Here is an 18,336-nt window from a genome sequence, read left to right on the forward strand (position 1 = left end):
GGACGACGCACGGGGGGCAGCGTGTTCAGCCCCCTGGCTAATCAGACAACAGCCCCAGCGTCCTGGCCTCATAAATGGCTTCCGCCTTCGACGTAACCTTCAGCTTGCTGTAAATGCGCCGCGTGAAAGTCTTCACGGTAAACGGGGACAGCTGCATCAGCTCTGCGATTTCGTGTGCCTTGAAACCCTTGGTGATCAAGTCGAGCACTTCCTTCTCGCGGGCAGACAGCAAGGGCGCAGACGCCACTTTCGGTTTGCTGCTTTCGGCGCCGCTTTGCCGCAGACGCGTGAGTATTTGCCGCACGACGATCGGGCTGACCGGATTGCCGCCGCTCGCGACCCGGCGGATTTCGTCGACGATTCGCGCGGGCGAGCTGTCCTTCAGCAGATAGCCGGACGCGCCGGCTTTGATCGAGCGCATCACGTGGGCTTCGTCGCCGGGATTGATGCTGACCATGACGTTGCAAGTAGTCCATTGCGGCACGGCGGCGCGGATCACATCGACGCCGGCGCCGTCGGGCAGCCACAGGTCGACCAGCAGCACATCTGGCGGTGAGCCGTCGAGCATCGCCAGTCCTTCGGCGAGGGTGCCGGCTACGCCGGTCAGCCGCAAGTCCGGCGTACTCAGCACAGCATGGCTCAGCGCATCGGCGAAGCCGGCGTCGTCCTCGACGAGGGCGATGCGGATTGTTCGGGGTTCCTGACCGGTGTTTGCGGGTTGCATAGGAGCGTCATTTTATGCGCAGTGCGAGGACGTTCGATGTAGCGCGTTTGTGCTACAGAAGGGAACGGTCCGCATTCCTAGACTCGTGTCCGTTTTCGCTGCTCCTCACGCGTCAACCGGCGTTGCCGGCTCGCATTCCAGCGGCAGCCGGAGCGTGAAGCGCGTGCCGGCCGGACCGGAGTGCCAGTCCCTCGATCGTTCCGGCACCCCCCGAACGTCACCGCAAACTGCCGTAGATGCGCCGTACCAAGGTCTTCACGGTGAGCGGGGATAGCTGCATCCGTTCGGCGATTTCCTGTGTCCTGAAGCCCTTGGTGATCAAAATCGGAAACAGCGGCAGATTCGTGCAATGCTTGGAAAGCACGGGCCGCAATTCGTTACGGTGCAGATCGAACGCTTGCGTTACATCATCGGCACATGCAGATGATGCGGATCTTTCAGCGTTTCCGAGACGCGTTGCATGGCGTCGCGGCAATCGTCGCGGTTCTGCGGACCGCCAAGGCAGATCCGGATCGCGTTGGGCGGGTTACCGTCCGTCGAAAACGCAGCACCTGCAACCGCGCCGACCCCCTGATTGCGCAATTGCAGCGCAAGCTCGGGCGCGCTCCAGTCGCACTGCGCCGGAATCGGCAGCCACAAATGAAAGCCATCGGGTTGTGAATCGTGCTGCCAGTCTGACAGTTCTTGGGACGCAATGGCCTGACGCAGGTTCGCTTCCTTGCGGATTGCGTCGAGCATTTCATGCGCAGTGCCGTCGTTGACCCATTGTGTCGCCAGCATCACCGTGAATGGACTCGGCATCACGGTCGTCGCGCGTAACGCACCCGCGACGCGTTGCGTCTGTCTTGCGCTCGGCGCGCGCAGGTAAGCGACCCGCAAACCTGCGCCGAGCGTCTTCGAGAAGCCGGTCATGTACCAGGTCAGTTCGGGCGCGAGCGTGGCCAGCGCAACGGGCTTGTTCGCCGGCAGCCAGCCATATGCGTCGTCTTCGATGATGGGGACGCTGTAGCGCAACGCGACATCGGCAAGCGCCTCGCGACGCTGCACGGATAGCGTTAGCGTGCTGGGATTCTGCAAGGTCGGGTTGCAGTAGAACGCGCCGGGCTTTTCGGTCTTGCAGAGCGCCTCGAACGCATGCGGCAACGGTCCTTCTTCGTCGCGCGGCAGGGGCTGTAGACGCACGCCGAGTTGCGACGCGATTGCCTTGATGCCGGGATACGCGAGCGTATCGAGGCAAATCGTTTCCCCCGGTCTGGCAAGCTGCGACACGAGCGCGACCAGCGCGCTATGAATGCCGGGACACACCAGCACCGTGTCCTCCTCGCAGTCCGGGAAGCGGTCTTTCAGCCATGCGCGTCCGGCTGCGCGGTCGTCGGGCGTGCCGCCGAAGTCCTGATACCGCAGCAGCCGATAGGGATCGGTTTGCGCGAACAGACTCGCCGACGACTCTCGCAAGCGCGCCGCAAGCTCGGGCGGCTCGGGTGGCATGTTCATCGACATCTCGACACTGCTGCCGCCCGCAAGCGGCAACGTCTGTGTCCTTCCCCGCACGAAAGTACCGCTGCCCGCGCGTGCGTCGAGCAAGCCGCGCTTGCGCGCTTCCGCATAGGCGCGTGCAACGGTCGTGTAATTCAGCTGCAAGGCGCCCGCCAGATCGCGCAACCCCGGCAGCCGGTCTCGCGGACGCAACCGTCCGCTCGCGAGATCTTCTTCGATCAGATCCGGTATCACGAGATATGCCGGTTTGCGGCTTTCGGTCAGACGTTTGAGCCAGTGATGCGTGAGACTGTCCATGAAGATTCCCGTTGTTTTATTCAAAAAATAGCACAGGCTCGACGTAAAAAATAAATCGGATTCCGATCAATTCGAACAGTGATCGCATTGATTGGATGAGTGCACGCTTGAGGGGTATCGCGCACCATGAAAACGCAAAAAGCGCGTTCGTGCTGCGCAAAGACGGTGCGCGGCCACTCCTGCGAAACGACTCAAAAGCTCAGCCAGCAAAGGCTCGCAAAGAAATTTTCGGGTCGCTTGGACCAATCGGGTTTGATTGATTGGAAGTTGATTGCATGAACCGGGCCGGAAATTGGCATATGCGTTGCGTTAAGTGAGTCGCCAATCGGGTTATTTCCCGGTGAGCAATCCGATCAATTACTCGACTTATTGGAGAGCGATATGCCTGCAGTCAACAAACCTCTGCATCAGAAAGGCGACTACCTCGTCGACTACGAAGAAAAGGTCTTTCCTGACGTCAAGGCCGAACCCGGCGAAAAAGCGCTCGTGACCTTTCACACGGTCGCATTCGAAGGCTCGATCGGCTTCGTCAATCTGCTGCAGGCGACGCGTCTGCAACGCAAGGGTTTCGACACGTCGGTGCTGCTGTATGGCCCTGGCGTCACGCTCGGTCTGCAACGCGGTTTCCCGACGCTTGGCGACGAAGCCTTCCCCGGCCATCTGAACTTCAACAATCAACTGGTCAAGTTCATGGGAGAGGGCGGCAAGGTCTACGCATGCCGCTTTGCATTGCAGGCGCTGTACGGTCATGGCGAGGCATCGCTGATCGAAGGCATCCGCCCGATCAACCCGCTAGATGTGCTGGACCTTCAGCTTCTCCATCGCAAGGAGAACGCGCTGATCATCCATACGTGGACCGTCTGAGCGCGCCGGGTGCCGATCATGTCCGAGCAGCGAATCATCCGTGCAGCGGCGGTGCAGATTGCGCCCGAGTTCGAGCGTCCCGGCGGCACGCTCGACAGGGTATGCGCCGCAATCGACGAAGCCGCGTCGAAAGGCGTGCAGCTGATCGTCTTTCCCGAGACGTTCGTGCCGTACTACCCGTACTTCTCGTTCGTGCGTCCTCCCGTCGCGTCGGGCGCCGACCATATGCGGCTCTACGAGCAGGCCGTGGTTGTGCCTGGCCCCGTCACCCAGGCCGTGAGCGAGCGCGCGCGCCGTCATTCGATGGTCGTCGTGCTCGGCGTGAACGAGCGCGATTACGGCAGCCTGTACAACACGCAACTTGTGTTCGATGTCGACGGACGGCTCGTGCTGAAGCGCCGCAAGATCACACCGACATTTCATGAACGGATGATCTGGGGACAAGGCGATGCGGCGGGGCTGAAGGTCGCGCATACGGGCATTGCCCGAGTCGGCGCGCTCGCGTGCTGGGAGCACTACAACCCGCTCGCGCGCTACGCGCTGATGACGCAGCACGAAGAGATCCATTGCAGCCAGTTCCCGGGTTCGCTGGTCGGTCCGATTTTCGCCGAGCAGATCGAGGTCACCATCCGTCATCACGCGCTCGAATCGGGCTGCTTCGTCGTCAACTCGACGGGCTGGCTCAGCGAAGCGCAGATCGAAGCGGTGACGACCGATCCAAAGCTGCAAAAGGCGCTGCGCGGCGGCTGCATGACGGCCATCGTGTCGCCCGAAGGACAGCATCTCGTCGAGCCGTTGCGGGAAGGGGAAGGGATGGTCATCGCCGATCTCGACATGTCGCTGATCACGAAGCGCAAACGGATGATGGATTCCGTCGGCCACTACGCGCGGCCCGAATTGCTGAGTCTTGCGATCAACGATCGCCCGGCGATGCCTGTCGCACCGATGTCGACGTCGTTCGAACGCACGGACGCCGCGTCTGAAATCACGAATGGAGGTCAGGATGAATCTCAGCATGAACCTGTCGTCGGCTGAGCCGCGCACGCAGCGCCAGATGATGGAGTTGCGCACGGAGTTGCAGTCGGCGGGGCTGCGCCTCGTCGATCCGAACGCAGGAGCCGCTAGCCGGCGCGGCGGGGCAGGGCCGTCGGACCACAAGGCTGTGACCGTCGATGGCGTGACGATCATGGTGCCGGTGCACACCAGTTCCGCGTGGAATTCGCCATTCGTCGCGGGAGCGCCGGATGAAGCGGGCGCGAGCGCGTTGATGCGCGGCACGATCCCCATTGCAAGCATCAGCTTCCCGAAAGCGCCGCGCTTCACGCAACTGCAAACGCTCGACGGCGTGCCGTACTCGCATATCGCGACGTTGCACGGTACCGACGTGCTCGCGACGACGGTGCTGCAAACCTGCATCCGCTATGAGAGCCGCAAGAAGACGTGCAAGTTCTGCGCAATCGGCCAGTCGCTCGCGGCGGGCCGTACGATTGCGCGCAAGACCCCGGAGCAACTGGCGGAAGTGGCGCGCGCTGCTGTGCTGCTTGATGGCGTAAAGCACATGGTGCTGACCACGGGCACGCCGCCGACGCCGGATCGCGGCGCGCAGATCCTGTGCGAAAGCGCGTTTGCGATCAAGGCGGCCGTCGATCTGCCTATCCAGGCGCAATGCGAGCCACCCGACGACGACGCGTGGTTCGAGCGCATGAAGGCGAGCGGCATCGATACGCTCGGCATGCACCTCGAAGTGGTGACGCCCGAAGTGCGGGCGCGGGTTATGCCGGGCAAGGCGAGCGTACCAATCTCGCGATACATGGAAGCGTTCAAGGCGGCCGTTGCCGTGTTCGGCAATGGGCAGGTCAGTACGTACATTCTCGCGGGCCTCGGCGATACGCGCGAAGCGATTCTGTCGATTTCGCGCGAACTGATTGACATTGGCGTGTATCCGTTCGTCGTGCCGTTCGTGCCGATCAGCGGCACACCTCTCGAAGACCATCCGGCGCCTTCGCCCGAGTTCATGAAGTCGATCCTGGTACCTTTGGGCGCGATGCTCCGGGACGCACAGATGCGTTCCACCGACATCAAGGCCGGCTGTGGGAAATGCGGCGCATGTTCGTCGCTGGCATCGTACGAGGAGTGATCATGTTCTGCGAGACATTCGACGAACTCGACACGCCGCCCGTCGCCTTCACGCCCGCCGAGTACCGCGTCAAATGGGTGACGCTACCCTGGGAAAGCAAAGAAGCGTATGCATTGCGGCGCGCAGTGTTCTGCGTCGAGCAGGGGATTTTCGTCGGCGACGACCGCGACGAGATCGACCGTCACGCAAAGCTGCTTGTCGCGTTGAGTTGCATTGCGGGGATGCCGGAACAGGTGGTCGGCACCGTGCGTATTCATGAAACGCAGCCGCGCACGTGGCTCGGATCACGGCTCGCCGTGCACGCGGCATTCCGTTCGCACGGCAAGCTCGGCTCGACGCTGATCCGTCTCGCTGTGAGCAGCGCACACGCGCTGGGATGCGATACGTTTCTTGCACACGTCCAGAGCCAGAACGTGCCGCTGTTCCGGCGGCTGCACTGGCAGACGATTGCGGAGGAAACGCTGTTTGGCCGGTCGCATCATCTGATGGAAGCAGATCTCGCGCATTACCCGCCGTGCTCCACGCCCGAAAGCGGCTTCGTCACGTCGTCGCGAGGCCGCTCATGAATCTGCACACGCTGGTCGAACGCCTGCGCGAAAGCCGAGGCTTTCGCCATAAGACGGATATTGCGGGCGTGGTGGCGTCGTTGGCGTCGCGCTTGCCGAACGGCACACGCGATCTCGCGCAAGCCGTTTCGGTGGGCGACGACTGCGCGGCCATCGCCGACGGAGACGGCTATCTGCTGTTCGCGATCGAAGGGCTGGTCAGCGATTTTATCGACACGATGCCATGGTTCGCGGGCTATAGCAGCGTAATGGTCAACGTCAGCGACGTCTATGCCATGGGCGGCCGGCCGCTGGCCGTAGTGGATGCGATATGGAGCGATGGACTCGAATCGGCGCGCGAGATACTGGCGGGCATGGCGGCGGCGTCCAGCGTTTACGGCGTGCCCATCGTCGGCGGCCATAGCAATGCGCGCAGCGCGCAGCCGCAGCTTGCGGTGTCGATCGTCGGCCGCGCGCGGGCATTGCTGTCGAGCTTCAACGCACGCCCCGGCGACAGCCTCGTGATGGCCGTCGATCTGCGCGGCCGTTTCGAAGACCCTTATCCGTTCTGGAATGCATCCGTGGGTGCACCCGCACAGCGCCTCCGCGACGATCTGGAACTGCTGCCGCTACTTGCGGAGAGCGGCCGGTGCGATGCAGCGAAGGATATCAGCATGGCGGGCGTGCTCGGCACGTCGCTGATGCTGCTCGAATGCTCGGGCGTCGGCGCGCGCATCGATCTCGACGCGATTCCGCGCCCTGAAGGCGTCGACTTCGAACGCTGGCTCAGCGCCTTTCCGAGCTTCGGCTTCCTGCTCTCCGTACGTGACGAACATGCCGAAGAAGTGCTCGCGCGCTTTCGTGAGCGCAATCTCGCGTGCGCGGTGATCGGCCAGGTCGACGCGTCGCGTGAGGTGGTAGTGACGCAGCATGGCGACGCGGCGCTGCTGTGGAGCTTCCACGACAGCGCGTTTATCGGTGCGCCGGCGGGAGCGAAGGGATGAACGGCACCTCAATGCGCATCGGGCTTCTGACGCACTCAGTCAATCCACGCGGCGGCGTCGTGCACACGCTTGAACTGGGGCGTGCATTGCACGAAGCTGGACACGACGTGACGATCCTGGCGCCGTCCGTCGGCGGCGCGAAGATGTTTCGCGCGACGCCGTGCCGTATCGTGCTCGCTCCCGTCGAAGCGCATGGCAACGATACGGTAAAAATGGTCGCCACGCGGATCGACGCGATGAAGGCGGCGTTACTTGCGCACAGCGCGATCCCTTTCGACGTTTTGCACGCGCAGGACGGCATCGGCGGCAATGCGCTCGCCGAGCTGCGGGAAGCAGGCGCGATAGACGGCTTCGTGCGCACGGTGCATCACCTCGATACGTTCAGCCATCCACGACTGGCTGCATGGCAGAGGCGCTCGTATATGGACGCCGACGCGGTGTTCTGCGTGAGCGAAACGTGGACGCGCAAGATGCGCGACGAGTTCGGCGTGGCGGCATCGACGGTCAACAACGGTGTCGAGGTGGAGCGGTTTCGCGCTTTGCCGCATGCAGACGACGCGCGGCTGCTCGCGGATTTTGGCCTGATCGGCCAGCCGGTTGTGCTGGCTGTGGGCGGGGTCGAACAACGCAAGAACACCTTGCAACTGCTCGAAGCGTTCGCGTTGCTCAGGCAAACGCATCGCGATGCGCAACTCGTCATCGCAGGCGGCGCGAGCCTGCTCGACCATGATGCCTACACGCGCCGGTTCATGGAACGGGCGGCGCAACTTCGACTGGCAATCGGGCAAGGACAATCGATTGTCGTAACTGGCGCTCTCGAAGACGCTGCAATCCCCGCGCTCATGCGGCGCGCTGACATTGTTTCGATGGTGTCCGTCCACGAAGGCTTTGGCCTCGTGGTGCTCGAAGGGCTCGCGACGGGTAAGCCCGTCGTCGTATCGCGGATCGAGCCGTTCACCGAGTATCTGGATGAACGCGTCTGCTGCTGGGCACAGCCGCACGACGCGCATGGTATTGCCGAAGCGCTGCGCCGCGCTCTCATTGATCGCGGTGGTATCGACTTCGACCATGCGGTGCCCGAGCTGCTCGCTCGCTTCAGCTGGCGCGAAAGCGCGCGCCGCCACATCGGCCTGTACCGACGTAATGCACAACCCGTCGCACCCGGAATTTCTCACTCAAAGGAAACGTGATGCCAGTCATGCACTTCAGGGTCCAGTGGCCGGACGGCACCGAGGCCAACTGCTATTCGCCGTCGACGGTGGTCGGCGAATTCTTCGTCGCGGGACAGCGCTATGCGCTCGGCGAATTCGTCGAGCGTGCGCGCGAGGCGCTGAATATCGGCTCCGAACGCGTGCGGGAGAAATACGGCTTCGCCTGCTCGTCGGCGATGGACCAGCTAGCGCGGATCGAGGAACACGCGCAGCGCTTCGCAACGGACCCGCAAGCCGAAGTGAAGGTAATCGAACTTTTGTGAAACCCGGATGCGGCGCGCTGCCAGAAATGCACGGTGCGCCGGATGCCACAAGGAAACGCAGGAAAGAATCATGTCGAACGCAAATATGATGGCTTCAGGCGGATCGAATCCGGTCCCGCACCATTCGGTTATCGTTGTCGGCGGCGGCCAGGCGGGACTGTCGATCAGCTACTACCTGAAAGGGGCCGGCATCGATCATCTCGTGATCGAAAAGCACTCGGTCACGCACACGTGGCGCTCGCAGCGCTGGGACGCGTTCTGTCTCGTCACGCCGAACTGGCAGTGCGCGCTGCCTGGGTATCCCTATCGCGGCGACGATCCGCATGGCTTCATGAAGAAGGAAGAAATCATCGCGTATCTGGACGGCTTCATCGCGATGGTCGATGCGCCTGTGCTCGAGCATACGGAGGTCAGACGGGTGAAGCGACTGCCGGCAGGCAGCTATGCCGTCTCGACGTCGAACGGCGAATTCACCGCCGATCACGTCGTGGTCGCATCGGGCGGCTATCACACGCCGATCGTGCCGCGCATGGCCGAGCGTTTGCCTGCCGGCATCGTGCAGTTGCAGTCGTCGCATTACCGCAATCCGCAGGCCTTGCCGGAAGGCGCGGTGCTCGTGGTCGGCTCGGGGCAGTCGGGCGCACAGATCGCGGAGGATCTGCATCTGGCGGGTCGCAAAGTGTATCTGGCCGTCGGCGAAGCGCCGCGCTGTGCGCGCTTCTACCGGGGACGCGATGTCGTCGACTGGCTTGCCGACATGCGCTACTACGATATGCCCGTCGAACAGCATCCGCTGCGCGAGGGCGTGCGTGACAACACCAACCACTATGTGACGGGTCGCGACGGCGGCCGCGATATCGATCTGCGGCGCTTCGCGCTGGACGGCATGGAACTCTATGGGCGGCTCGACGATCTGCGCGACGGCGAGCTGCGATTCGCGCCCAACCTGATCCCGAATCTGGATAGCGCCGACGATACCTACAACCGCATCAACACGAGCATCGACGCGTTCATTGACAAGCAGGGCATCGACGCGCCTCGCGGCGAGCCGTACGAACCGGTATGGCGGCCTGAGGGCGAGCGTACATCGCTGGATCTCGAGGCGAGCGGCATTACTTCGATCATCTGGTGCATCGGCTTCACGCCTGACTTCAGCTGGATCGATGCGCCTGTGTTCAACGGACGCGGCTATCCCGCGCATGCACGGGGTATCACGCCGCAACCGGGCCTGTATTTCATCGGCTTGCCGTGGCTGCACACGTGGGGCTCGGGCCGCTTCTCGGGGATCGCGCGCGACGCCGCGCATGTGGTTGATGCGATCCGCGCGGCAGACGAAGCGTCGGTTGCCACGTCGGCGAGTCTTGCTGCGTGAACATCAATCATCGCTATCGCGCGGGCATGCCGCAATTGAGCTATACCGGCCTGTCGGAGAACTGGTTGCTCAAGGAGTGCGGGCACCGGCACTGGGAGGCGCTGGCATCCCACGCGGGTCGCGAGCAGCCCAATTTTCGCGACGACAACGGCGGGCGCTCGTACGCGGCCTTCACGGCGATCCATCTGCAGACCTGCGGCCTCGACTTGATCGCTGAAAACGACGTATTCGACATCCACAGCTCGCTGTGCAGGACGGGACCGGTGCGCCATTTCAGCACGCATCGCATCGTGCGAGGCGAGACGCAAATTGCGGAACTGTCGATGTCGTCAGCGTTCGTCACCCGCGGCGGGGCGCGCAGCAATCGGAGTGTCGCGCGTGCGGTCCTTGCGGCGCTACCAGGTGATATCGCCCCGATGCCCGCTCGCGCTTTGCAGATGGTGCAGATGGGCAAGCGCTTTCGCGGCGCCGACCGCGCCGCCGCCATGCCTGAACTCTGGCCCGCCACGGACAAGCCCATCGAATATCTGCCCTGTCCCAATGGCGATTTCAACGGCGCGGACTTTCTGTATTTCGCAAGCTTCCAGGCGTTCGTCGATCGCGCCGAGTGGCAGCGGCGCCGTTTCGACGAACCGCCCGTCATTGCGAGCCGCTCGTTGTTCTATTACGGCAACGTCGATGTGGGCGACACGTTGAGTGTGCAGGTGGTAGGCGAAGCGGAGAACGAACAGGGCATCAGGCATTGGACGGAAGTGCGGCGCAAGAGCGATGGCATGAAGATCGCCGACGTGGCGACCGAAAAACACTGGAGGCGCCGATGAACACCGCCAATTCGCGCCGCCCGCGCTCCGTGCCGCTCAAGCGCGTCTATACGCGCGCGGACTTCGAACGGATCGCTCACCTCGACAGCATGCCTGGCGAAGCGCCATTCGTGCGCGGGCCGTTCGCCTCGATGTACACCGGGAAGCCGTGGACGATACGCCAGTATGCAGGCTACGCGCAGGCCGCCGATACGAACCTCGCGTTTCGCACTGCGTTGGCGGAAGGGGCGCAAGGCCTATCGGTCGCATTCGATTTGCCGACACAGCGCGGCTACGATTCAAACGATCCGCGCGTGGCTGCCGACGTCGGCATGACGGGCGTGGCGATCGACACGGTCGAGGACATGGCGCGCCTGTTCGAGCGCATCCCGCTCGACCAGGTTTCCGTGTCGATGACGATGAACGGCGCCGTTCTGCCCGTGCTCGGCGCTTTCATCGTCGCGGCCGAGGAAAGCGGCGTGCATGCGTCTCAACTGACAGGCACCATCCAGAACGACATTCTCAAAGAGTTCATGGTGCGCAACACCGCCATCTTCGCGCCTGAACCCTCGTTGCGCATCGCCGCCGACACTGCCGTTTTTCTCGCACGACAGGTGCCGCGCTTCAATGCGCTGTCGGTATCGGGCTATCACTTCCAGGAAGCGGGCGCCGATGCCGTACTCGAACTCGCGCTGACGATGGCCAACGCGCGCACCTATGTCGATACGCTTGTCCGGCACGGCATGCATGCAAACGACGCCTGCGAGCGCATGAGTTTCTTTTTCGGCGTCGGCACGGACTTCTACGTCGAGATCGCAAAGCTGAGGGCTGCGCGGCTGCTGTGGTCGGCGATCGCCATGCAATGCGGCGCAAGCTCGAACAGGGCTCGAGCGTTGCGCATGCACTGTCAGACTTCGGGTTGGTCGCTGACTGCGCAGAAGCCGATGAACAATGTCGTGCGGACGACCGTCGAGGCGCTCGCTGCCGTATTCGGAGGCACGCAGTCATTGCATACGAATGCGTACGATGAGGCGCTGGCGCTGCCATCTGCGCAGTCGGCACGGCTCGCGCGCGACACGCAACTCGTGCTTCAGCACGAAACCGGTGTGTGTGACGTGGTCGATCCTTGGGCTGGTTCGTACATGATGGAAGCACTGACAGCCGATATCGCACAACGTGCGCGTGCGGTGCTCGATGAGATCGATGCGCGCGGCGGTGTTGTCGAGGCCATACGTTCGGGATGGGCGCGCGAGCGGATTCATCAATCCGCGTTGCATGTACAAGCCGAAATCGAAAGCGGGGAACGCGTTGTCGTGGGCGTCAATCGTTTCGTGGCGGATGACGAGGACGAGCGCCTGTTCCCGCAATCATTGGATGCAGCGCGGACTCGCACGTTGCAGGCGCGACGCATCAGCGAAGTGAAGCGCCTGCGTCACGCACAGCGCGTGCGCGATACGCTCGCTGGTCTCCAGGAAGCGGCTCGCGACGGCAAAGGCAACTTGCTCGAACTGACGATCGAATGCATGCGGGCGCGAGCGACTGTCGGCGAATGCACGCAGGCACTGGAAGCGGTGTGGCCGCGTCAGGCTGTGGAATTGCCTTTGTCGACGGCGTTTTACGGCGAGATGCTGTCGTCCGATGCCGAATGGCGAGCGGCTTGCAAGACGGTTGCCAGAGCGACCCGCAGGTTGGGACGAGCGCCGCGCATTCTGCTCGTCAAGCTCGGACAAGATGGGCACGACCGGGGCGTGCGCGTCGTGGCTGCTGCATTGGCAGACGCGGGCTTCGACGTGGTGACGGGCCCGATGTTCACATCGCCTGCGCAAGCCTGCAGTCAGGCTTTAGCGGCTGACGTCGATATGATCGGTATCTCGTCGCACGTCGGCGCACATATCGAACTGGTGTCGCTTCTGCTTGAGGAAATGCGTCGCCGGTGCGTGCAGGTGCCGGTTGTGATTGGTGGAAACATCGATAACGCGAGTCAGCTGGCCTTGAAAAAAATTGGCGTAACCGGATGCTTTCCCACGGGCGCGAGCATTCGCGCAATCGTCTCAGAACTGGCGGCCATTGCTGCTTCACGGTGCACGCTTTCCACTCTGCCCGCGGCGCAAGGCCTCTTGCCAGTCATGCAATGCGCAGCGTCGTGTCTATGCGCGTGCCGCGCTTGATGAAAAGCGTGACCGGCGTCTTTTCGCAGATTTCGGCAAGGCGCGCGCGTTGCGCCTCTTCAAGCGGCCCGTCGACGGCGACGCCGCGGCGGATGTAGTGGGTCCCGTCGTGATCGGCATGCAGGCTGACCTCAACGGTGATTGAGGCGGCCGGCCACGTCTTGCGCTGCATGTACATGCGCAGCGTGGCGGCCGTGCACGCGGCAAGCCCGGACAGCACGAACTCGAATGGCGCGGGGCCGCGATCCTGCCCGCCCTCGTGCGGGCCTTCGTCGCCGGTCAGCGAGTGGTGACCAGCCTCGATGGCGACGACGTAGTTGGGCGCGTCGGCTGTAAGGTGGGCCGTAGCGGCTGCGAGCGGCATGGATAACTCCTCGGAGTGGTGATTTCTTACGCGCGAGAGCAGTGCGAAACGCCCGTCAGGATCCGGCAGACGAAGACAAGACTACTTTTTATTTTACGAGATGCCGGGCGTCCTGAGACTCAGGGGCTGTTCCGTATGGATCGACACGGGTGCGACCCCCGTTGGTGAACCTAAGTCGAACGGTTCGGGTCGGCTATGCCGAGCGAATACGGCGCTATTTGATGCGATGTGGCACGGTTTCGCTACGTCCCTTTTTATGGTCGCCTTTGCACACCTTCTCCTCGACAGGCAGCTCATTTCGCCGTAGCGGCCGCCCGCGTCGTCCACATGGCGAACCCCCGGTCCTTGAACGAACAGCATTTCGACAATTCCCGCGTATTCTTCAATGAACCGCAGGGCTACATCCAATTCCTCTGCTTTTCACTGCGAAGTTCCCGGAACCCAAAGGAGGAAGCATGAAAATAAACGGTGCGAGCAGAATAATCGGCGCGATGTTGGCTGCGGCCGTCGCGAGTTGCGTCATCTATGCAAACGCGCAAACAGGCGTGAGCGCGCCGGTCGACGCGGCTCCGCAAAAGATGGCGGTTTCGACGTCGCCGCCTGGAAGCAGGCCGGATAGCTCGGTGATTCGAGACGTTCGTCGCGCTCTCAGGCGCGTACCGGACATGGACGATTCAGGGATTCACATCAGGGCGAGCCACGGCGTCGTCACGCTCACGGGAGAGGTACCGGAGAGCTGGCAGATCTCGCGCGCTGGCAACGCGGCAAGGTCAGTGCTCGGAGTCAGGACGGTAACGAACAGATTGACGGTGCGAGAGGGAGACAGCGAGCATTGAGCAACGTCTCGCGGCGTCGGCCGGATCGGCGCGCAGCACACCTTCGTGAATCGCCTCGGAGGTGCGCCGCGGCCCAAGCGTGCGCCTAGCTGTCGCGCGGCGCGTCTGCATTGGCGCTGCTGTAGAGCGGCGCAGTCTTGCCACCGGCAATGCTGCTACCAATGGCTTCCAGGTCAAGCGAAGGGTCTTTCGCGAGCAACACATAGGCGAGCCGATTCGCGCGCCACGTGACCGTCTTCATCTGTCCAACCTGACTCGAGCGCACCGGCGCGTCGCGCTCGTTTTCCTCGATCACGCACAGAGCGACCGGATCACCGCGCTCCGGCAGATACACCATCTGGATGAGCGGGCGGTCGTGGTAATTCAGGCGCTGCACACGCTTGAACTTCAGGCCCACCTGATGCAGATCGGGAACATCGACCGGCATGCCGTCGCGCTGATGGATATCGGCCAACACCTGTTCCGTGCTGGCTTTGTCTTCGCGGAGATTGGCGACCGTGTCGCGTCCGTAGAGCACCTGGTAGTCCGCCACGCTCTGCACCCACGGGTCGGCCCCCGACCTCAACGGATTCACGCCACCAAAATAACCAGTGAGCACGCCCGAGCAGATCGCACCGGCGACGAACGCGGCCACCGCCCATTGCATCGAAATACGCCGGCCGAAGCGCGGCGCACCGCGCTCCTGCGGCGTGCTGACGCTCACGAGCTCTTCAATGCGGCGCGTGAGGCTTTCCGGCACGGGCGGTACTGTCTGCCGGTCATACGCGGCACGATATGGCAGGACCGATGCCTGCAGCGCCGCGGCCCGCGCCGCCAGTTCGTCCGAGTGCGCGATTGCTGCTTCGATTTCCGCGCGCTGCTCCGGCGAAAGCTCGCCGTCCACATAGGACATCAGCAGCGAATCATCGATGTTCATAAGGATTCTCCTTTTCTTGTCCCCGCATGCGCCTGCACGCTAAATTTCTGACCGATCGTCAGCCGCGCTCGCGACAGCCGGCTCATCACCGTGCCGATTGGCACGTCGAGCACCTCGGCCGCCTCGCGATAGCTCAAGCCTTCGATCGCCACGAGCACCATCACGACGCGCTGCGCTTCGGGCAACGCCTCGACGGCGTCGATCACCTGCCGATGCAGCAGATCCAGCTCCGGATTGTGCGCCGCAGGATCGGCAAACGATTCGATTTCCTCGTCCTGCCAATCCATGCTGCCGCGGTTGCGAATCGAGCGAGCGCGCAGCTCGTTCATCCATGTCGAATGCAGGATCGAAAAGAGCCAGCTGAGCGCCGATGTGCCCGGCTGAAGCTGACTGCGCCGCTCCAGCGCACGCACACACGCCCTTTGCACGAGATCCTCGGCGTCATGCGGATTCTGCGTCAGCCGCAGCGCGAAGCGCCAGAGCCGCGGCAATAACGTCGGCAGGACGGTCGTCAGGTCGTCGTCGTTCATCGGGGCAGCTCCTGGAATGGGCGCGCTCATGATTGACAACACTCCAGACGCGAATCTATTCCACGAATTTTTCGAACTTTTTTGCGGAATAAGCCGGCGAGGGCGGCTGTTTTCGGGTCACGGATCGCGCAACGAAGCGCAACTGGACCACCGAATAGGAGACAGATCATGGAGGCACTCCTCGACCGCGCCCGGCAGGCAGGCATGGCGGTCATGCTGGACGCGTGCATCGGACGCGAACGTTTTCATAGCATAGTCGGCTCGGCGGTCACGCTCGAACGATTTGCGCAGCTTTGCGAAGCACCGGCGGTGAATCGCGACACGCTCGCGAGCTGGTCAGCACTTTGCGAACGCGGCGACATGCCGGCCATGGCGGCGGCGATCAAGCGGGCGCTCGACGAACGAGCCAGCACATGATTCTGGGCTGATGCGTGGCGACGAAATACGTATCGAAGCAGCACGGAAACTTAGTCAAACGAAGTAATGCGGGTAATCAACGAAAAGCTCGCAAACCACGCGTCGCAATCCAACGCGACGCGAATTTACCAGTGCCGCAAGGGGCGCATTTTTTTGGAGACTGACATGGCCGTAGATATGTTTCTCAAGCTGGGCGACATCAAGGGTGAATCACTGGCGGCGGGTCACACCGACGAGATCGAGGTGCTGAGCTGGTCGTGGGGATGCTCGCAGACTGGCACGACGCACAGCGGCACGGGCGGTGGCACCGGGACCGCATCGGTGCAGGACCTCTCGATCACCAAGTACGTCGACAAGAGTTCGCCCACGATCGTGCAGTCGTGCTGTCAGGGCGTGCACATGCCGGAGGCCGTGCTCACGCTACGCAAGGCAGGCGGTAACGAGCCGGTCGAGTATCTGAAGATCACGCTCAAGGAAGTGCTCATCAGCCGCCACTCGGTGGGCTCCGGCGGCGCGGATCAGGTTGCCGAGAACGTCACGCTGAACTTCGCGCAATTCAACATGGAGTATCAGCCGCAGGACAACACTGGGGCCAAGAAGGGCGGCGTGGTGAGCGGCAAATGGAACATCCCGAAGAACACGGCGAGTTGAGTCGTGACTCCGGCATTGACCAGTGCCGCAAGTGGCGCATTTTCTGGAGACTGACATGGCTGTAGATATGTTTCTCAAGCTGGGCGACATCAAGGGTGAATCACTGGCGGCGGGTCACACCGACGAGATCGAGGTGCTGAGCTGGTCGTGGGGAAGCTCGCAGACTGGCACGACGCACAGCGGCACGGGCGGCGGCACCGGGACTGCATCGGTGCAGGACCTCTCGATCACCAAGTACCTCGACAAGAGTTCGCCCACGATCGTGCAGTCGTGCTGTCAGGGCGTGCACATGCCGGAGGCCGTGCTCACGCTACGCAAGGCAGGCGGTAACGAGCCGGTCGAGTATCTGAAGATCACGCTCAAGGAGGTGCTCATCAGCCGCCACTCGGTGGGCTCCGGCGGCGCGGATCAGGTCGCCGAGAACGTCACGCTGAACTTCGCGCAATTCAACGTGGAGTATCAGCCGCAGGACAACACTGGGGCCAAGAAGGGCGGCGTGGTGTCCGGCAAATGGAATATCCCGGAGAAAACGGCGAATTGTGACTCCGCCCCCGGCGCCAGCGCCGGCGCGAGCTCCGGCTCCAGCTCGCGTTCAGCGTCGCCACCGCGGTAATAGCCTGCCTTCCTTTCAATACTCGTCGCGGACACCGCCATGAACCTCGCAGATATCGCAGTCTGGCTTTCCGCCCTCTCGCCGGAATCTCCGTGCGGTGAGGACGAAGAGTACAGCCCTGAGTTTCGGGCGCTGGAACAGGCGGTCGCCGGTAAGCCCGACGCCGAGTATGGCGGCACGTTCATCGCCGCGACGCCGCCCGACTGGGCGCTCGCGCGCTCGCTATCGATGACCCTGCTCGGACGCACGCGTGATTTGCGCGTGGCGGTGTTCTACACGCGTTCGAGCATGGTGCGTGAGGGCTTCGCGGGCCTCGCGTGCGGTCTCGCGCTGATCGAAGGGCTGCTCGAACAGCACTGGAGCGCCGTGCATCCGCAACTGGATGCGAGCGACGGCGACGATCCGACAGCGCGGGTCAACGCGCTGTCGGAGCTCGTCGACGGCGCGGGGCTCGTGGGCGAACTGCGCGACGTGCCTTTCGTCGTGCCGCGTGGGCAGCGCGGTTTTGCGCTGCGCGATCTCGACGTGTTGGTGGGGGAGGCGCCGCCTGGCGAAGGCGACGAGATGCCGACGCTGGCGGCCATCGATGCGGCGTTCGCGCAAGCGGGCATCGACGAAGGACGAGCGATGTGCGAGGTGCTCTCGTCGGCGCGTGGCTCGCTCGCGAAGATCGAGAACACGCTGACCGGGCGCGTGGGGCCGGCGCGCGCACTTGATTTCGGACCGCTCGCGAGGCTTCTCGGACGCATTGGGGAGTTCGTGGCGGCGCGCATCGCGGTGCTCGATCCGGATACGGGGGGAAGGGGAAGTGCGATGGAGACCAATAGCAGTGAAGAGGGCGCGGGTTCCGGTCCGGCGACGCAGCGCGTCGTCGCGGCGGGACCCGCCACGCCCCGGCGCATCGCGAGCGCGCGCGACGTGAGCGACGCGCTCGACGCGATCTGCGCCTACTACGTCGAGTGTGAACCATCGAGCCCGTTGCCGGTGTTGCTGCAGCGTGCCCGGAGGCTGGTCGGCAAGAGCTTCATGGAAATCATCGAGGACGTCGCGCCGGACGGCGCGCATCAATTCAGGCATCTGGGCGGGGTCGTCTGACCGGACTCAGGCAACTGCAAAGGAGTGGACAT

Annotated in this window: 21 protein-coding genes; 15 read left to right on the forward strand and 6 right to left on the reverse strand. The window is 63.1% G+C overall.

Going from position 1 to position 18,336, the window contains the following annotated elements; genetic code table 11:
* Positions 1-37: 37 nt before the first annotated feature.
* From L0U81_RS20435 to L0U81_RS20445, 3 genes are all read right to left on the reverse strand, one after another.
* Entirely contained in the window at positions 38-724 is a 687-nt protein-coding gene (locus L0U81_RS20435; protein ID WP_233805330.1) for a response regulator transcription factor, read from the reverse strand.
* Positions 725-941: 217 nt separating this feature from the next.
* Complete coding sequence (locus L0U81_RS20440; protein ID WP_442793439.1) at positions 942-1,088, reverse strand: LuxR C-terminal-related transcriptional regulator; 147 nt, start codon at positions 1,086-1,088, stop codon at positions 942-944.
* 38 nt (positions 1,089-1,126) lie between these two features.
* Complete coding sequence (locus L0U81_RS20445; protein ID WP_233805331.1) at positions 1,127-2,518, reverse strand: aminotransferase-like domain-containing protein; 1,392 nt, start codon at positions 2,516-2,518, stop codon at positions 1,127-1,129.
* Positions 2,519-2,899: 381 nt separating this feature from the next.
* On the opposite strand from L0U81_RS20445, the gene L0U81_RS20450 reads away from it, so the two are divergent.
* The 10 genes from L0U81_RS20450 (at position 2,900) to scpA (ending at position 12,882) form a co-directional block, all read left to right on the forward strand.
* Entirely contained in the window at positions 2,900-3,382 is a 483-nt protein-coding gene (locus L0U81_RS20450) for an MSMEG_0572/Sll0783 family nitrogen starvation response protein (RefSeq protein WP_233805332.1), read from the forward strand.
* Positions 3,383-3,400: 18 nt separating this feature from the next.
* The gene (locus tag L0U81_RS20455) at positions 3,401-4,417 is read left to right on the forward strand and encodes a Nit6803 family nitrilase (RefSeq protein ID WP_233805333.1); all 1,017 of its coding nucleotides are present in this window, start codon (positions 3,401-3,403) and stop codon (positions 4,415-4,417) included.
* The gene (locus L0U81_RS20460; RefSeq protein WP_233805334.1) at positions 4,386-5,519 is read left to right on the forward strand and encodes an MSMEG_0568 family radical SAM protein; all 1,134 of its coding nucleotides are present in this window, start codon (positions 4,386-4,388) and stop codon (positions 5,517-5,519) included. The genes L0U81_RS20455 and L0U81_RS20460 overlap by 32 nt, the downstream gene beginning before the upstream one ends.
* 2 nt (positions 5,520-5,521) lie before the next feature.
* Complete coding sequence (locus L0U81_RS20465) at positions 5,522-6,085, forward strand: MSMEG_0567/Sll0786 family nitrogen starvation N-acetyltransferase (RefSeq protein ID WP_233805335.1); 564 nt, start codon at positions 5,522-5,524, stop codon at positions 6,083-6,085.
* Positions 6,082-7,068, forward strand: a complete 987-nt coding sequence (locus L0U81_RS20470) for a sll0787 family AIR synthase-like protein (RefSeq protein WP_233805336.1) — start codon at positions 6,082-6,084, stop codon at positions 7,066-7,068. Before L0U81_RS20465 ends, L0U81_RS20470 begins: the two co-directional genes overlap by 4 nt.
* Positions 7,065-8,258 carry an MSMEG_0565 family glycosyltransferase gene (locus L0U81_RS20475; protein WP_233805337.1) on the forward strand — a complete coding sequence of 398 codons (1,194 nt, stop codon included), beginning with the start codon at positions 7,065-7,067 and terminating at the stop codon, positions 8,256-8,258. The genes L0U81_RS20470 and L0U81_RS20475 overlap by 4 nt, the downstream gene beginning before the upstream one ends.
* A complete protein-coding gene (locus tag L0U81_RS20480) occupies positions 8,258-8,542 on the forward strand; it encodes an MSMEG_0570 family nitrogen starvation response protein (RefSeq protein WP_233805338.1) in 285 nt (94 codons plus the stop codon). Before L0U81_RS20475 ends, L0U81_RS20480 begins: the two co-directional genes overlap by 1 nt.
* 70 nt (positions 8,543-8,612) lie before the next feature.
* Positions 8,613-9,914, forward strand: coding sequence for an MSMEG_0569 family flavin-dependent oxidoreductase (locus L0U81_RS20485; protein ID WP_233805339.1), 1,302 nt, complete (start codon positions 8,613-8,615; stop codon positions 9,912-9,914).
* Entirely contained in the window at positions 9,911-10,735 is an 825-nt protein-coding gene (locus L0U81_RS20490; protein WP_233805340.1) for a Pnap_2097 family protein, read from the forward strand. The genes L0U81_RS20485 and L0U81_RS20490 overlap by 4 nt, the downstream gene beginning before the upstream one ends.
* On the forward strand, positions 10,732-12,882 hold the full coding sequence (scpA, locus tag L0U81_RS20495) for a methylmalonyl-CoA mutase (protein ID WP_233805341.1): 2,151 nt from the start codon (positions 10,732-10,734) through the stop codon (positions 12,880-12,882). Before L0U81_RS20490 ends, scpA begins: the two co-directional genes overlap by 4 nt.
* Here the strand turns inward: scpA and L0U81_RS20500 are convergent.
* Entirely contained in the window at positions 12,839-13,246 is a 408-nt protein-coding gene (locus tag L0U81_RS20500; RefSeq protein ID WP_233805342.1) for an OsmC family protein, read from the reverse strand. The genes scpA and L0U81_RS20500 overlap by 44 nt on opposite strands.
* Positions 13,247-13,911: 665 nt before the next feature.
* Here L0U81_RS20500 and L0U81_RS20505 point away from each other — a divergent pair.
* On the forward strand, positions 13,912-14,082 hold the full coding sequence (locus L0U81_RS20505; protein ID WP_233805343.1) for a BON domain-containing protein: 171 nt from the start codon (positions 13,912-13,914) through the stop codon (positions 14,080-14,082).
* An 85-nt stretch (positions 14,083-14,167) separates the two neighbouring features.
* Here the strand turns inward: L0U81_RS20505 and L0U81_RS20510 are convergent, their stop codons facing one another.
* Positions 14,168-14,998: an anti-sigma factor family protein gene (locus tag L0U81_RS20510; protein WP_233805344.1), complete on the reverse strand. Its 831-nt coding sequence runs from the start codon at positions 14,996-14,998 to the stop codon at positions 14,168-14,170.
* The gene (locus L0U81_RS20515; protein WP_233805345.1) at positions 14,995-15,528 is read right to left on the reverse strand and encodes an RNA polymerase sigma factor; all 534 of its coding nucleotides are present in this window, start codon (positions 15,526-15,528) and stop codon (positions 14,995-14,997) included. Before L0U81_RS20515 ends, L0U81_RS20510 begins: the two co-directional genes overlap by 4 nt.
* Before the next feature lie 168 nt (positions 15,529-15,696).
* On the opposite strand from L0U81_RS20515, the gene L0U81_RS20520 reads away from it, so the two are divergent.
* From L0U81_RS20520 to tssA, 4 genes are all read left to right on the forward strand, one after another.
* Positions 15,697-15,945 (forward strand): hypothetical protein, encoded by a 249-nt coding sequence (locus tag L0U81_RS20520; protein WP_233805346.1) that lies wholly within the window; start codon positions 15,697-15,699, stop codon positions 15,943-15,945.
* A 165-nt stretch (positions 15,946-16,110) separates the two neighbouring features.
* On the forward strand, positions 16,111-16,596 hold the full coding sequence (locus tag L0U81_RS20525) for an Hcp family type VI secretion system effector (protein ID WP_233805347.1): 486 nt from the start codon (positions 16,111-16,113) through the stop codon (positions 16,594-16,596).
* Between the two features lie 55 nt (positions 16,597-16,651).
* On the forward strand, positions 16,652-17,209 hold the full coding sequence (locus L0U81_RS20530; protein WP_326489844.1) for an Hcp family type VI secretion system effector: 558 nt from the start codon (positions 16,652-16,654) through the stop codon (positions 17,207-17,209).
* Positions 17,210-17,248: 39 nt separating this feature from the next.
* On the forward strand, positions 17,249-18,304 hold the full coding sequence (gene tssA, locus L0U81_RS20535; RefSeq protein ID WP_233805348.1) for a type VI secretion system protein TssA: 1,056 nt from the start codon (positions 17,249-17,251) through the stop codon (positions 18,302-18,304).
* Positions 18,305-18,336: the final 32 nt, after the last annotated feature.

This window comes from Paraburkholderia sp. HP33-1 (genome assembly GCF_021390595.1).
Classification (GTDB): Bacteria; Pseudomonadota; Gammaproteobacteria; order Burkholderiales; family Burkholderiaceae; genus Paraburkholderia.